The 14818-nt window shown below is 72.1% G+C and carries 14 protein-coding genes; 2 read left to right on the forward strand and 12 right to left on the reverse strand.

The features are described from left to right. Positions 1-25: 25 nt before the first annotated feature. A complete protein-coding gene (locus ASD11_RS13405; protein ID WP_056287909.1) occupies positions 26-2377 on the reverse strand; it encodes a CDP-glycerol glycerophosphotransferase family protein in 2352 nt (783 codons plus the stop codon). A gap of 73 nt (positions 2378-2450) precedes the next feature. On the opposite strand from ASD11_RS13405, the gene ASD11_RS13410 reads away from it, so the two are divergent. After that, the gene (locus ASD11_RS13410; protein ID WP_056287911.1) at positions 2451-3920 is read left to right on the forward strand and encodes a polysaccharide pyruvyl transferase family protein; all 1470 of its coding nucleotides are present in this window, start codon (positions 2451-2453) and stop codon (positions 3918-3920) included. A gap of 28 nt (positions 3921-3948) precedes the next feature. Further along, positions 3949-5610 (forward strand): DUF885 domain-containing protein, encoded by a 1662-nt coding sequence (locus tag ASD11_RS13415; protein WP_056287912.1) that lies wholly within the window; start codon positions 3949-3951, stop codon positions 5608-5610. 43 nt (positions 5611-5653) lie between these two features. Here ASD11_RS13415 and ASD11_RS13420 read toward each other — a convergent pair whose 3' ends face one another. From ASD11_RS13420 to ASD11_RS13470, 11 genes are all read right to left on the reverse strand, one after another. After that, positions 5654-6148 carry a DUF3180 family protein gene (locus ASD11_RS13420; protein WP_056287914.1) on the reverse strand — a complete coding sequence of 165 codons (495 nt, stop codon included), beginning with the start codon at positions 6146-6148 and terminating at the stop codon, positions 5654-5656. A gap of 4 nt (positions 6149-6152) precedes the next feature. Next, positions 6153-6716, reverse strand: a complete 564-nt coding sequence (gene folK, locus ASD11_RS13425) for a 2-amino-4-hydroxy-6-hydroxymethyldihydropteridine diphosphokinase (RefSeq protein WP_056287916.1) — start codon at positions 6714-6716, stop codon at positions 6153-6155. Next, on the reverse strand, positions 6713-7090 hold the full coding sequence (gene folB / locus ASD11_RS13430) for a dihydroneopterin aldolase (RefSeq protein WP_056287917.1): 378 nt from the start codon (positions 7088-7090) through the stop codon (positions 6713-6715). The genes folK and folB overlap by 4 nt, the downstream gene beginning before the upstream one ends. A gap of 12 nt (positions 7091-7102) precedes the next feature. Next, positions 7103-7543 (reverse strand): nuclear transport factor 2 family protein, encoded by a 441-nt coding sequence (locus tag ASD11_RS13435; RefSeq protein WP_056287918.1) that lies wholly within the window; start codon positions 7541-7543, stop codon positions 7103-7105. Then, positions 7536-8366, reverse strand: coding sequence for a dihydropteroate synthase (gene folP, locus ASD11_RS13440; protein WP_056288907.1), 831 nt, complete (start codon positions 8364-8366; stop codon positions 7536-7538). Before folP ends, ASD11_RS13435 begins: the two co-directional genes overlap by 8 nt. Positions 8367-8407: 41 nt before the next feature. Next, a complete protein-coding gene (gene folE / locus ASD11_RS13445) occupies positions 8408-8971 on the reverse strand; it encodes a GTP cyclohydrolase I FolE (protein WP_056287919.1) in 564 nt (187 codons plus the stop codon). Further along, complete coding sequence (gene ftsH, locus ASD11_RS13450) at positions 8968-10974, reverse strand: ATP-dependent zinc metalloprotease FtsH (protein ID WP_082554357.1); 2007 nt, start codon at positions 10972-10974, stop codon at positions 8968-8970. Before ftsH ends, folE begins: the two co-directional genes overlap by 4 nt. 140 nt (positions 10975-11114) lie before the next feature. Continuing rightward, positions 11115-11672 carry a hypoxanthine phosphoribosyltransferase gene (gene hpt / locus ASD11_RS13455; RefSeq protein ID WP_056287921.1) on the reverse strand — a complete coding sequence of 186 codons (558 nt, stop codon included), beginning with the start codon at positions 11670-11672 and terminating at the stop codon, positions 11115-11117. Positions 11673-11676: 4 nt separating this feature from the next. Then, the gene (tilS, locus tag ASD11_RS13460; protein WP_056287922.1) at positions 11677-12633 is read right to left on the reverse strand and encodes a tRNA lysidine(34) synthetase TilS; all 957 of its coding nucleotides are present in this window, start codon (positions 12631-12633) and stop codon (positions 11677-11679) included. 15 nt (positions 12634-12648) lie between these two features. Then, positions 12649-13689, reverse strand: coding sequence for a zinc-dependent metalloprotease (locus ASD11_RS13465; RefSeq protein WP_056287924.1), 1041 nt, complete (start codon positions 13687-13689; stop codon positions 12649-12651). A gap of 104 nt (positions 13690-13793) precedes the next feature. Beyond that, positions 13794-14783, reverse strand: coding sequence for a type IV toxin-antitoxin system AbiEi family antitoxin domain-containing protein (locus tag ASD11_RS13470; protein WP_056287926.1), 990 nt, complete (start codon positions 14781-14783; stop codon positions 13794-13796). Positions 14784-14818 lie beyond the last annotated feature (35 nt).

Raw genomic sequence — 14818 nt, forward strand, 5'->3', positions numbered from 1 at the left:
CCGGCGCTTGTCCCTGGGGACTACGTCACACCGGCGGAAGGGCGAGCATGGCCTGGACGGCTCGCTCGGCGGCGTGTCCGTCGTGCCAGCGGTTGAAGCGCTCGTTGAACGCCGCGTAGGCCGTGGCGTGCGCCTCCCGCACGGCGTCGAGGTCGGACAGCGCGTCCACGAGGCCGTCGAGGTCGCGGACCCAGGGCCCCGGTGCGGTGGGCTCGAAGTCGAAGAGGAAGCCGCGCACGTCCTCGCGGTACTGCTCCAGGTCGGGCACCAGGAACACCATGGGTCGGCCGGTGACCGCGTAGTCGAAGCGCAGCGAGGAGTAGTCGAGCACGGCGACGTCGGAGGCGAGCACGAGGTCGTTGATCTCGGGGTGGTCGGTCACGTCCACCACGCCGGGCCGGTCGCCGTGGCGCACCGAGCTCCGAGCGACGGACCCGTGGCTGCGCTGGAGCACCACGAAGCCCGGTCCGAGCCGCTCGGCGAGGGCCTCCATGGAGACGTGCTGCACGTCCGCCGCCGCGTTGACACCTGTGGTGCGGTCGTCGCGCCACGTGGCGGCGTGCAGGACGGCCACCTGGTCCGGGGCGATCCCGAGCAGCTCCCGGGTGCGGGCTCGCACGACGTCGGCGCCGGGCGCGAGGAGGGCGTCGGTGCGCGGCAGCCCGTGGTGGTGGACGGGTCCCCGGTAGCCGTACAGCTCGCGGTAGTAACGGTCCGACGACGGATCGGCCGTGGTGATGAGTCCCCACACGTCGCTGCGCCGCGTGGTGGCCTCGTGCTGCACCACGAACTCCGGGAGCTTCCGGACGTCGCGCCACAGGGCCGTCCCCATGGTCTTGAACACCTGTCCGTGGAAGGTCTGCACGTGCACCTGGCCGGGGCGCAGACGCGTGTACGCACCGAGCTCGGTGTTCCTGACCAGGAAGCGGGCCCGCGCGAGGACGTCGTACCACTCGGGCGAGCCGGCGACGAGCGCCGTGGTGCCCTCCGGCACCGGGACCGAGTGGTCGAGCACGCCCCAGAAGGCCTTGGTCGACGGACGCTGCCGCAACAGCTCCTGGCAGATCGCGAGGGGGCTGTCGGTGGCCGACTCCGCCCAGTAGCTCTGGAACATGGCGACGTCGGGGTCCACCGCGACCTCGCGCTCGCGGTACGACCGACGGAGCTCGCGGTGCCCGTGCATCGTGCGCGACTCGACGGGACGCGGCGGGGTGAGGCGCAGGGCGGTCCCCTCGCCGGCTCGCACCCACCAGCCGGCCAGCTGGTCCGTCTCGACCGCGAGCGGGAGGTCGACGGCGTGTCCGGGCCGGACCGGCTCACCGTCGAGCAGCAGGGCGTACGTGGCGGTGGGCAGGGGTCGCGCGCCTCGCCCCCAGCGGTCGGCGACCAGCGGGACGACGGCGATCCCGTCGGCGCCGAGGAGGGCCGAGACCGTGAGGACCGGCGAGACCAGAGCGACCTCCTGGCCCGGGAGCGCTCCCGCCACCCGCACGGTGAGGGCGTCGCCCGAGACGTCGAGGACGACGGCCCGGGGCCCGCTCACGGGCGCGGCCGGTGAGGCGCCGAGCCGGAAGGCGTCCGTGCCGTGGGTCCAGGCCGCCGAGGACTCCTGGTCCACCCGCTCCACGAGGCCGCGCCGCGACACTCCCCCAGCCGTGACCTCCAGCTCGAGGCCGGCGGGTCCTGCGCCGGCGGGCACGGCCACGCGCCACACGCTGCGGTCGTAGGCCGCGCGCCAGGCGCCCAGACGCAGGCCCGGGACCTCCGGGTCCCGGGACACCGAGAGCTCAGTGCGCTCGTCGCCGACGACGGCCCAGGCCCGCGCCGACGAGGGCGCCTCGACGTGGCGGAGGTAGGCCCACACGACGACCTCGGCGCCGGTCCCGACGGGCAGCACCCGCAGCACCCGGGCGTCGAGCGTGACCTGGTGGTCGGCCAGGACGAAGGCGTCGCGGTCGAGCGCCGGCTCGTCCCAGCCCGGCAGGTGGACCACCGGCCCGTGGGGTCCGACCGACGCGTCGTGAGGGTCGAGCTTGAGCCCCTCGTGCGTCAGGAGGTGCTCCAGCCCGGCCCGGTCGCCACGGCGGACGTGCTCGTAGGCCACCCGGACCTGGGCATCGACCTCACGGAGCGCGCCCGCAGGGCGGCCCTCCAGCAGCGTGGGCACACGGTCGCAGAAGACGTCGAGATAGGCCGGGTCCTGCACCACCGGCAGCAGCCGGACCACGGCCGGGAGACGGCGCACGAGGAGCTCACGCGGGTCGGCCCCGGAGTCGAGCAGGGCCGCCAGCTCGAGACCCGTGCGAGGCACGACGGGACCCGCCGGGCGGCGCACGCGCCGCGCGACGCGGCGCATCAGGTCACGGGCGCTCGGCACCCCTGCATGCTAGCGAGGTCGCCGCCGCCGGACGGCTCGACGAGCGGGGTCCCGGTCGTGGAACACTGGCGCCATGGCACGGATCCTGATCCGATCGGGCAAGGACCCGTTCACCCCCGTCTCCGCCGAGACGACGCTCACGCAGGACGTGTTCAACTCCAACTCCGGCAACCTGCTCTTCCAGCACGCCGTGTGGAAGTCGCTCGCGATCGACGGCACCGAGCTGGTCTCCAACAGCACGCTCTCCGAGCGCCGCGCGCCGGCCGCCGACGACGCCAAGCGGGTGAGCGAGGAGTTCGACCACTTCGTGGTGCCGCTCGCCAACGCCTTCCGCCCCGACTTCGTCCGGCACCTCGACCACCTGAGCGAGCTCATCGAGGGCCTCACCATCCCGGTCACCGTCGTCGGCATCGGCGCGCAGGCACCGCACGGCTCGGGCGTCGAGGCACTGGCCGACATCGCCAAGCCGGTCCGCCGCTTCGTCTCCGCCGTGCTCGACCGGTCCGCGTCCATCGGGGTCCGCGGGCAGTTCACGCGCAACTACCTGCGGGGCCTGGGCTTCGGCGACGCCGACATCGACGTGATCGGCTGCCCGTCGCTCTTCCAGTGGGGTCCGGACTTCCGGGTGGAGAAGAAGGTCGACACCATCGCCGACGATGCTCCGCTCGGGCTCAACCTGACGCCCGAGGTCCCGGGCATCGGGGCGTTCGCCCTGGCGCAGGCCGCGCGGCACCCCAACCTGGTCTACGTCGGCCAGGACCAGCACGACCTCCGCCTGCTCCTGTGGGGCACGCCGTTCCCGCACGTCGACGACCCCGCCGTGCCGGTGCACCTGCAGCACCCGCTCTACCAGGAGGACCGCATGCGGCTCTTCCTCGACACCTGGCCCTGGTACTCCTACCTGGGACAGCGCGACTTCGTCTACGGCTCGCGCTTCCACGGCAACGTCGCCGCCCTGCTCGGCGGGACTCCCGCGATGCTGCTCGCCCACGACACGCGCACCCAGGAGCTCGCGGAGCACCACCGGATGCCGTTCATCGAGGTGCCGCGCTTCGACGCCGACCTGCGCGCCGACGAGCTCCACGCGGCCACGGACCTCCGCGGCTTCAACGAGGAGATGCCGCTCGGCCACGCCCGCTACACGGCGTTCCTGGAGCGCAACGGGCTCGACCACCGCTGGGCCCCGGGTGCGGTCAGCACGACGTTCGACCAGCAGCTCGCCGGCGCGTCGTGGCCCCGCCCGGTGCACACGCTCCTCGCCGACGACGGCAGCGAGGTCGCCTCACGCCTGCGCTGGCTGCGCGGCGGGATGGTCCTCGACATCACCCGCCACCCCGACCGCTACGAGCCTCCCTTCGAGCACCCGGCCTACACGGGCGCCGGGAGCCGGCACGCCCGCATCCAGGGCCAGGTCGACGACCGCGCCCGGGCCCAGCAGGCGCAGATCGACCGCCTGCGCTCACGCATCGAGGGACTCGAGGGACGCACGTTCCGCGCCCGCATCGGCTACTGGCTGCGCCGCCTTCGCCTGCGTCGCGACTGAGGTCCGCCGCGGCTCGTAGGGTCGAGGCATGACCCGCGAACAGACCCCGCTCGACGCCCTGGGCGAGCAGTGGCTCGACACCCTCCTGGACCTGCAGCCCGAGCTTCACGTGCACCTCGGACGCCCCGGGCGCGAGGGCGAGTACGCCGATCTCTCACCCGACGGCCACCAGCAGCTCCTCGACGCCGGAGCCGCCGTGCTGCGACAGGCGCGCGAGCTCCGGCCCCAGGACGACGTGGACGTCGTGACACAGGCCGAGCTCGTGCGCACCCTCGAGCTGGCCGCCGACCAGCACGCGCTCGGGCTCTGGCAGCGCGACCTCAACGTCATCGCCTCGCCCGTGCAGGACCTCCGCGACGTGTTCGACCTGGTGCCCACGGAGACCGAGGACGACTGGTCCGCCGTCGCCCGGCGGCTCGAGAACCTGCCCGGAGCGATGGCCGGGTACGTCGAGTCCCTGCGAGCCGGCGTCCGCGCCGGGAACCCTCCCGCCCTGCGCCAGGTGCGCGAGGTCGCCGCGCAGGCCGGCAAGCTCGTCGGCAGCCGGACCTTCTTCACCGACCTCGCGGACCAGGGTCGGGCGGCCGGCGTGCCGAGCCGGCTCGCCGCCGCGCTCGACGCCGGGGCCGTGGGCGCGGCCGAGGCCTACTCCGGGCTCGTGCAGGTGCTGCTCGACGAGGTCGCCCCGCACGCTCCCGAGGAAGACGGCGTCGGCCGAGACATCTACGCCGTCGCCTCCCGCGGCTTCATCGGCTCCACGATCGACCTCGACGAGACCTACGCCTGGGGCGTGGAGGAGCTCGGCCGCATGGTGGCCGAGCAGGAGGCCGTGGCGCAGGAGGTGCTCCCCGGGGCCACGGTGGCCGAGGCCATCGCCCACCTCGAGCAGGACCCCGCCCGGCGCCTGCACGGCACGGACGCGCTCCAGGCCTGGATGCAGGACGTGAGCGACCGCGCCGTCGAGGAGCTGGGGCGCACCCACTTCGACATCCCCGAGCGCATGCGCCGGCTCGAGTGCCGCATCGCGCCCACGCAGGAGGGCGGCATCTACTACACCGGTCCGAGCGAGGACTTCTCCCGCCCGGGCCGCATGTGGTGGTCGGTGCCCGAGGGCGAGACCGAGTTCGACACGTGGCGTGAGCTCACGACCGTCTACCACGAGGGCGTCCCGGGCCACCACCTCCAGATCGGGCTCGCCACCCACCACAGCGACCTGCTCAACGGCTGGCGTCGGACCATCTGGAACTCGGGCCACGGCGAGGGCTGGGCGCTGTACGCCGAGCGACTCATGGCCGACCTCGGCTACCTCGACGACCCGGCCGACCGCCTCGGCATGCTCGACGGGCAGCGCATGAGAGCCGCCCGGGTCGTCCTCGACCTCGGCGTGCACCTCGGGCTGGAGAAGCCCCCGTCCGCCGGCCTCGGCACCGGCCCCTGGTCCGGCGAGGACGCCTTCGCGTTCATGCCGCAGCACGTGAACATGAGCGACGCCTTCGTGCGGTTCGAGGTGAACCGCTACCTGGGCTGGCCCGGCCAGGCTCCGTCGTACAAGGTCGGGCAGCGGCTGTGGGAGGACCTGCGCGACGACTGGGTGGCCGTGCACGGCGACGACCTCCGGACCTTCCACCGCGACGCCCTGCGGCTCGGCACCGCGGGCATGGCCACCATCCGCGAGGTCCTCCTGCCCTGAGTGGCCCGCCGGCTCACCGCTCCGGAGGCGGTGCGGTGGTGCGTCAGGCGGGGGTGGAGGCGCGACCGGTGGCGTCGTCGTCCTCGTCGTCGTCCTGGATGGCGAGGAACCGCTCGAGCAGCAGGCCCGCCACGAGCAGCAGGATGCCGGCGAGCGCCGCTGCGCCGCCCTGCAGGACGCGCTCACGACCCAGCTCGGTGTCCCAGTCGCGCACGAACGAGAGTGCGATCCCCCCGTAGAAGCCGCCGAACAGGCCGCCCACGATGATGGAGGCCTTGGCCACGGCCAGCATCTTCACGCCGTGGTCGGAGGTCATCCGCTTCTTGTCGCGGCGCAGTGCGGCCCACGTGATGCGGGCCATCGTGCCCACCGCGCCGGCGCTGAAGACGAGCAGGACGGCCGCCGTCCACCCCACCCGGGGCACGGTTCCGTCGAGCTGGACGGACAGGGGCCGCAGCAGGCTGCCGAGGACGATCCCGACGGCCACGAGCGAGGCGACGTGCAGAGGTGACGTCCGCTTGACCGGGCCCCTCACCACGACCTCACAAGATGATCTCGAGGTCCTCGCGTCGGACGATGCCGTTCGTGTCGACGCCACTGATGAGGTCCGCCACGAAGCCGCGACCGGGGATCTCGCCCTCGGGATCGACCTCGAGCCACGGGATGAGCACGAAGCCGCGCTCGTGGGCCCGGGGGTGCGGGAGCTGGAGCGTCTCGTCGTCGGCGACGCGGTCGCCGACCACGATGACGTCGACGTCGAGCGTGCGCGGCGCGTTCCTGACGCTGCGGTCGCGTCCGAAGGCGTCCTCGATGGCGAGAGCGCGGTCGAGCAGCGTGTGCACCGTGAGGGTGGTGTCGATGAGCACGACGGCGTTGAGGAAGGCACCCGACTGCTCGGGGGCGTCGACCGGCTCGGTCTCGTAGACCGAGGAGACGGCCACGATGGTGACCTCCGGCGTGTCCTCGAGCGCCGCGACGGCGCCCTGGAGGCGGTTGAGACGGTCCCCGAGGTTGGAGCCGATCGCAAGGACCGCCTGACGGATCGGCCGCATGCCACCGGTCATGGTGTCCGCGTCGAGCACGTACGGGGTAGGCGATTCGGTCACTGCTTGCTCCGCTCTGTCGTGACGCTCACGTCGTGGAAAGGCACGGCGATGGGTGCGTCCGGCTTGTGCACCGTCACGCTAGCCCATCGGACCGGACCGAGATCCAGGCACCACTCCAGCATACGGCGCGCGAGCGACTCGATGAGGTCCACGGGCTGGCCCGTCACGACGTCGTGGACGTGCTGGGCCACCGCCCCGTAGTCGACCGTGGCGGCGAGGTCGTCGCCCTCGGCGGCCGCCGAGAAGTCGAGACCGAGGCTCACGTCGACGATGAACGTCTGCCCGTCGCGGCGCTCGTGGTCGAACACGCCGTGGAAGCCGGTGGCCGTGAGGCCGGTCAGGTCGATGCGGTCGAGACCGTCAGGACAAGCCATGGCGGACCCCTCTCATGGCTCTTCGGGGTGGTCGTCCTCGACGTCGAGGACCGGGGAGGCGTGGCGGGCGAAGAAGCGCCAGCCGGCGCCGTCGTTGGCGGTGCGGTCGCGCACCAGGATGCTCGTGCACACCGCCTTGGCGCCGGCGAAGGCGTCGACGGCGACGTCCTCGCCGGACAGGACGTTCTCGGTGCACGTGATGACCACGAGGTCGCCGTCGTCGCCGTGCGGCAGCGCCACCTGGACGTCGGTGAGGAAGAACTGGATGTAGCCCACGTTGGCCATGACGAGCGTCCAGGAGCGCAGGACGTCGCGGGTGCCCTGCAGCGCCTCGGCGCCGGGGTGCACGCACGTGGTGGCGGGGCTGTCGACCCACAGCGAGGCCATGAGGTCGGCGTCGCCGGTCTCGATGGCGTCGTAGAACGAGCGGTGGACGGTCAGGACGTCAGGCACGGTGGATCCCCTCGTGGGCCGTCAGCTGGGCGGTCTCCTGGGCGAGCCGGGCCACGACCCGGACGGCGTCGGCCGAGGCCCGCGCCTCGTGGACGCGCACGCACCACGCGCCGGCCTGGGCCGCGAGCGTGGTGACGGCCGCCGTGGCGTCGTCGGACCCGAGCGGGGGCCGGGGACCCTCGGCATCGGCCAGGAGGTGGCCGAGGAAGCCCTTGCGGCTCGCGGCGACCAGCACCGGCAGGCCGAGGGCCACGAAGCGGTGGAGCCCGGCGAGCACGGTCCAGTTCTGCGCGCCGGTCTTGGAGAAGCCGAGCCCCGGGTCGACCACGACCTGCTCGGGCCGCACACCGGCGGCGAGGGCCCGGTCGACCTGCTCGCGGAGCTCGGTGAGGACGTCGGTGACGACGTCGTCGTACTGGGTGAGGTCCTGCATGTGATCAGAGTGCCCGCGCCAGTGCATGAGCACGATCCGGGCGCCCGAGGACGCGGCGAGCGGGACCATGGCCGGGTCGGCACGACCGCCCGAGACGTCGTTGACGAGGGCTGCGCCCGCCTCGAGGGCGGCCTCCGCGACGTCGGCCCGCATGGTGTCGACCGAGACGGCCACGCCGGCGCTCGCGAGCTCGCGCACCACCGGGACGACGCGACGCCGCTCCTCGGCCGCATCGACCCGCAGCGCACCGGGCCGGGTGGACTCGCCGCCGACGTCGACGAGGTCGGCGCCCTGCTCCACGAGCTCGAGACCGTGCCGGACGGCCGCCTCGGGATCGATCCACAGGCCACCGTCGGAGAACGAGTCGGGCGTGACGTTGACGACGCCCATGACGAGGCAGCGGTCCGGTGACGACGCAGGGACGGCCTGGGTCACGCGGTGATCAGGCCCATCGCCTCGGCCCGGGTGGCGGGGTCGCGCAGCTGGCCGCGGACGGCGCTCGTGATGGTCTTGGCGCCGGCCTTGCGGACGCCTCGCATGGTCATGCAGAGGTGCTCGGCCTCGATGACGACGATGACGCCGCGCGGGTGCAGCACCTCGATGAGGGCGTCGGCGATCTGCGTCGTGAGACGCTCCTGGATCTGGGGACGCCGCGCGAAGACGTCGACGAGGCGGGCCAGCTTGGACAGCCCGGTGACCCGGCCACCGTCCTCGGGGATGTAGCCCACGTGGGCCACCCCGGTGAACGGGACGAGGTGGTGCTCGCACATCGACCACAGCTCGATGTCCTTCACGAGGACGAGCTCGTCGTGGGCGACGTCGAACGTGGCCGAGAGCACCTCGCGCGGGTCCTGGTCGAGGCCGGCGAGGAGCTCGACGTAGGACTTGGCGACCCGCTTGGGGGTGTCGAGGAGGCCGTCGCGGTCGGGGTCCTCCCCCACCGCGATGAGAAGCTCACGGATGGCCGCCTCGGCCCTGGGAAGGTCGACGCTCACACGTCCCCCGCGGGGGCGGGCGGGACCGGCGGCTCGGCCGGCGGGGCGTCGGGTCCGGCGTCGGGCGCGACGACGATGCCCGCCTCCGGCTCGGGCTGCGTGGTGCCCTCGGGCACCTCGACGGGCGGCTGGTCCGACGGCACGCGCGTGTCGGAGCCGGTCCACGCGGGGCGAATCTCCTGACGACGCAGCGGCTCGAAGATCCGGGCCACCTGCGCCTTGTCGAGCGTCTCCTTCTCGAGGAGCTCGACCACGAGCGCGTCGAGGACGTCGCGGTTGCGGTCGAGGATGTCGAACGCCTCCTGGTGGGCGGCGCCGATGAGGGTGGAAACCTCCGCGTCGACCGTGGCCGCGACCGCCTCGGAGTAGTCGCGCGTGTGGCCCATGTCGCGGCCCAGGAACGGCTGGCTGTTGTCGCTGCCGTACTTGACCGCGCCGAGCTTGTCGCTCATGCCGTACTGCGTGACCATGGCGCGCGCGAGCGACGTGGCCTTCTCGATGTCGTTGCCGGCGCCCGTGGTGGGGTTGTGGAAGACGAGCTCCTCGGCGGCGCGGCCGCCCATCATGTAGGCGAGCTTGCCCTGGAGCTCGGCGCGCGTCTGGCTGTACTTGTCCTCGTCGGGCAGGACCATGGTGTAGCCGAGGGCGCGGCCCCGCGGCAAGATCGTGATCTTGTGCACGGGGTCGCTCTCGGGCAGCGCCGCGGCCACGAGGGCGTGGCCACCCTCGTGGTAGGCCGTGACGAGCCGCTCGTGCTCGTTCATGAGACGCGTGCGCTTCTGCGGTCCGGCCATGACGCGGTCGATGGCCTCGTCGATGGCGGCGGCGTCGATGACCTTGGCGCTGTTGCGCGCGGTGAGGAGCGCGGCCTCGTTGAGCACGTTGGCGAGGTCGGCGCCGCTGAAGCCGGGGGTGCGACGGGCGACGTTGGACAGCTCGACGTCGGGACCGATGGGCTTGCCACGGGCGTGGACCTTGAGGATCGTCTCGCGACCCTTGAGGTCGGGGGCCTCGACGCCGATCTGGCGGTCGAAACGGCCCGGACGCAGGAGCGCCGGGTCGAGGACGTCGGGGCGGTTGGTGGCCGCGATGAGGATGACCCCGCCGCGGACGTCGAAGCCGTCCATCTCGACGAGGAGCTGGTTGAGCGTCTGCTCGCGCTCGTCGTGGCCGCCGCCCATGCCCGTGCCGCGGTGACGTCCGACGGCGTCGATCTCGTCGATGAAGACGATGGCCGGCGCGTTCTCCTTGGCCTGCTCGAAGAGGTCGCGGACGCGGGATGCGCCGACGCCGACGAACATCTCGACGAAGTCGGAGCCGGAGATGGAGTAGAACGGCACGCCCGCCTCACCGGCGACGGCCCGCGCGAGCAGCGTCTTGCCGGTGCCGGGAGGACCGTAGAGCAGGACGCCCTTGGGGATCTTGGCGCCCACGGCCTGGAACTTGGCGGGCTCCTGGAGGAACTCCTTGATCTCGCCGAGCTCCTCGATGGCCTCGTCGCAGCCCGCGACGTCGGCGAACGTGGTCTTGGGGGTGTCCTTGGTGATGAGCTTGGCGCGCGACTTGGCGAACTGCATGACGCGTCCGCCACCGCCCTGGATGTTGTTCATGAGGAAGATGAACAGCAGGACGAGCAGGATGATGGGGCCGAACGAGAAGAGGATCGTGGTGAGGATGCCCTGGCTCGGGACCTTGACGTCGTAGGTCTTGAGCTGCTTGTCGTCGACCGACTTCTGTGCCGCCTCGACGAGTGCCGTGCCCTGGTCGCCGAGCCACTTGGCCGTGACTTCCTTGCCGTCCTTGAGCGTGGCCTCGATCTTCTGGTCACCCTCGACGAAGGTGACCTCCTTGACCTTGCCGTCCTGGAGGTACGTGACCATCGTCGCCGTCTTGACCTCGCTGCTGCCACCGGCCGAGCTCGTGAGCTGGATGGCGACGATGACCAGGATCGTGATGACGACGATCCACAGGTACGGGCCCTTGAGCAGGCGCTTGAGATTCATAGGCTGACGGCGGGGTGACCCGCTCCTCCTCGGTACGACGACGGGTACTGGAAACCTACACTCCGCAGGCTCACCACCTGAACGTGTTCACCGAAGCCGTCGTGCCCCGGCGGACCGGCGTTCGCCCAGGGCTGAAAGCGTCAGCTGTAGACGTGCGGGGCGAGGGTGCCGATGCAGCGCAGGTTGCGGTACTGCTCGGCGTAGTCGAGGCCGTAGCCCACGACGAAGGCGTTGGGGATGTCGAAGCCGACGTACGTGACGTCGACGTCCATCTGGAGCGCCTCGGGCTTGCGCAGCAGGGTGGCGATCTCGACCGAGGCCGGACCGCGCGAGCGCAGGTTGGCCACGAGCCACGACAGGGTCAGGCCGGTGTCGATGATGTCCTCGACGATGAGGACGTGGCGGCCCGTGAGGTCGGTGTCGAGGTCCTTGAGGATCCGGACCACGCCCGACGACGTGGTGCCCGAGCCGTAGGAGGAGATGGCCATCCAGTCCATCTCGACGTGCCGGTCGAGGCTGCGCGCGAGGTCGGCCATGACCATCACCGCGCCCTTCAGCACGCCCACGAGGAGCAGGTCCTTGCCCTCGTAGTCGGCCTCGATCTGCGCTGCCATCTCTCGGAGGCGCGCAAGGATCTCGTCCTCGGTGAACAGGGTCTGCTCGAGGTCGAGCTCTGACTCGACGTGCTGGCGGTCCACGGGTTCAGGGTGCCACAGGCGTGGGCGAGACCACGAGTCGCTCACCCTCCCGGCTGCAGGAGAGGCCGCCCGGGAGCTCGACCCGCACCTGCCCGTGCCAGTGCGTCACCAGACGGTCGAGCTCTGCGAGGTGCCCTGCGCCCAGCTCTCCGGCAGTCACTCCGGCGCCGAGGACGAACCGCCGGAGCACGCGGGACCGGAGCGCAGGAGGCAGCGCTGCCAGGGTGCGGACGTCGTCGGACGGGGCGACCTCGTCGGCGAGCTGATCCAGCAGGTCGACGTCGGGGCGCAGCAGGGACGCGGTCCTGGCCAGCGCCTCGGCGGCGCCCCCACCCAGCACGTCGTCGAGCAGCGGGAGGAGCTCGCGGCGGACCCGGACGCGGCGGAAGCGCGGGTCGAGGTTGTGCGGGTCCTCCCACCAGGCCAGGTCGTGGAGGACGCAGATCCGCTCGGTGTCGGAGCGACGCAGGGACAGGAGCGGGCGTCGCCACGGCCCGTCGACCGGCCGCATGCCGGCGAGGGAGCGGGCGCCGCTGCCGCGCCCGAGGCCCAGCAGCACCGTCTCGGCTTGGTCGTCGAGCGTGTGCGCCAGGACGACCACCCCGTCGGGGCCGGCCGCGGCGAGCAGGGCCTCACGGCGTGCCTCGCGGGCCGCGGCCTCGGGGCCGCCGGGCCGCCCGGCCACCGCGACGGTCACGACGTCGGCGCGCAGGCCGAGCCGACGGACCTGCTCGGCGGCGCGGACGGCCACCGCGGCGGAACCCTCCTGGAGGCCGTGGTCGACCACGACGGCCCGGACCGGGCGACCGTCGCCCCGGGCCACGAAGGCCGCGACGGCCGCGAGGGCCAGCGAGTCGGCACCGCCGGAGACGCCCAGCACGACCGGCGCCCCGACGGGGTGGTCGGTCAGGACCTCACGCAGGGCGCGACGTCCGGCGGACTCGGCGGCATCCAGGCGCACGGCTCGAGGTCCGGATCAGGGACGCACGCGGGCGACCCACGACGCCGGCTCGAGGATCTCGGCCTTCGACGGCAGGTTCTCCGGGCTCGCCCAGACGGCGGAGAACCCGTCGTGACCCACGGTGTCGACGACCTCACGGACGAAGACGGCGCCGTCGCGGTACTGGCGCATCTTGCCCTCGAGGCCGAGGAGCCGGCGGATGATGCGATCGATGCCGCCCGCGCCCTTGCGGCGCTCGTCGAACTTGCGGCGGATCTGCTGGACGGACGGCACGTAGTCGGGCCCCACGCCGTCCATCACGACGTCGGCGTGACCCTCGAGGAGCGACATGACACCCGTGATCCGGTCGACGGCCGCCTTCTGGCGATCGTTCTGGAAGAGGTCGGCGATGGAGGCGTCGGACTCGCCCCGGACGATGCGGGCCAGCTCGCCCACGCCCTCGGAGAAGAACTTCGAGACGGCCTGCGGGTCGAGCTCCGTGGCGTCGGTGAACTCGTCGAGCAGCCCCCGCACGTGGTCGCGCATCCACGGCACACCGGTGAACTGCAGCCGGTGGGTCTCCTCGTGCAGGCAGACCCAGAGCCGGAAGTCGTCGGGGTCGACGCCCAGCTTGCGCTCCACGTCGACGATGTTGGGGGCCACGAGCAGGAGCCGGCCCGCCTCGCCGTCGGGACCGGTCCAGAAGGGGTCGAACTGGCCGAGGACCTTGCTCGACATGAAGGCGAGGAGCCCGCCGAGCTCGGCGCCGCTCACGCGGCTGCCGACGGCCCGGCTGATGCGGTTGGGTGCCTGCTCGGCGAGCTTGGCGACCATGGGCTCGAGAAGGTCCTGGAACGAGCTCAGGTTGGCCTCGGTCCAGCGTCGGCGGTCCACCACGAGGACCGGTGCGGGCGTGCCGACGGCCTTGAGCCCGGTGTACTCGCTGACAGGCGCGGACGCGACCTCGGACGCGGAGCGCAGCCCCGCGACGACGTCGGCCGCCTCGTGGGGCTCCACCTCCGGCCCCGAGCCCGCAAAGGTGGCTGCCGTACGCCGCGCGACGTCCCAGTCGATCATGCCCCCCAACCTACGGCCCGACGGTTTACCACGGGATGTTGGTAAACCGACCCATCCCTACGGAACCTTCCGTAGGGATGGGTCAGGTTGCCGAGGGGAGCTCGTCACACCAACGGAATGACGACCCGGTTACGCCGATAGAGCGTGCGTGACCGCTCGCGATCGACGTTGATGCGTCGGGCGGTCGCGGGAGCCCTGTCGGGGAACAGCTCGACCCAGATCCACCGGGTCACCCCACGCTGGGTCGCTCGGACCCGGTCCTCGCGGATCTTCTCCTCCGACAGCTGCCGACCGGGGTCGTCGGTGAAGGAGTTGAGCCGGCCGTACTTCTGAAGTCCGTCGAACTCGCCGACGTGACTGCAGTCCTCCCAGTCGAAGTCCGTGCGGGCCACGAAGCTCCCCCGTTCGTCGCGGATCTCGACCTGGAGACTCGGCGCAGGTACACCGTGGCGCCAGAACATGTAGAACGACCGCGCTTCACCGGCGCTCTCCAGCCGGGCGTCGGAGAGCCGCACCGCCAGGCGCCCACGCCGCATGCCGGGCCACGCCGCATGGACCTCGACGAGCTCCTCCAGACGTCCGGCCTCGACCTGGCCCCGGCGCAGCGCCGAGCTGGCGAGCACGACCCCGGACTCGATGCCCACGGTCGTGCAGGTCTCCATCACCGTCCGCTCGATCGACGTGACGGCACAGCCGTCGACCATCTCGACCTCGTCGTCCTCGAGGTGCCCGGTGTGGAACACCACTCCCGCCTCCTTCTTGCCCTGGAGTCCGTCGCGTCGGGTCAGGTGGACCTCGTGGACGGGCACGTCGAAGAGGTCGAGCCCGTGGAGCGCCGCGGCCGACTGGTGACTCGCGACCACGACGTCACCGAGCTTGTCGAGCAGCGACCGGACGACGATGGCATGGCGTCCGGTGTCGTCGAGGCTCGTCCAGAGGTCGACCGGGACGTAGGTGCCGTGACGGACACGCACGAGCCGCTTCTGGGTGAGGGCCGCTCGGATCGCCTTGTCCGAGTAGCCGATGTCGTTGAGCTGGTGACGCATGATGTAGCCGCCGTTCTGGTGCGCCACGGCGGGAAGCAGATCATCCATCCCTCGAAGGTCGCCGAGAGCGTCGTCCGGCGGAA

It is taken from the genome of Aeromicrobium sp. Root495 (genome assembly GCF_001426755.1).
GTDB lineage: Bacteria > Actinomycetota > Actinomycetes > Propionibacteriales > Nocardioidaceae > Aeromicrobium.

What these genes read in the sequence shown, in the direction of transcription:
- ASD11_RS13410 (WP_056287911.1), top strand. Translation starts at nt 2,451, where the DNA reads ATGGCACGGATCCTGATCCGATCGGGCAAGGACCCGTTCACCCCCGTC.
- ASD11_RS13415 (WP_056287912.1), top strand. Translation starts at nt 3,949, where the DNA reads ATGACCCGCGAACAGACCCCGCTCGACGCCCTGGGCGAGCAGTGGCTC.
- folB (WP_056287917.1), bottom strand. Translation starts at nt 7,090, where the DNA reads ATGGCTTGTCCTGACGGTCTCGACCGCATCGACCTGACCGGCCTCACG.
- folP (WP_056288907.1), bottom strand. Translation starts at nt 8,366, where the DNA reads ATGGGCGTCGTCAACGTCACGCCCGACTCGTTCTCCGACGGTGGCCTG.
- ftsH (WP_082554357.1), bottom strand. Translation starts at nt 10,974, where the DNA reads ATGAATCTCAAGCGCCTGCTCAAGGGCCCGTACCTGTGGATCGTCGTC.
- ASD11_RS13465 (WP_056287924.1), bottom strand. Translation starts at nt 13,689, where the DNA reads ATGATCGACTGGGACGTCGCGCGGCGTACGGCAGCCACCTTTGCGGGC.
- ASD11_RS13470 (WP_056287926.1), bottom strand. Translation starts at nt 14,783, where the DNA reads ATGGATGATCTGCTTCCCGCCGTGGCGCACCAGAACGGCGGCTACATC.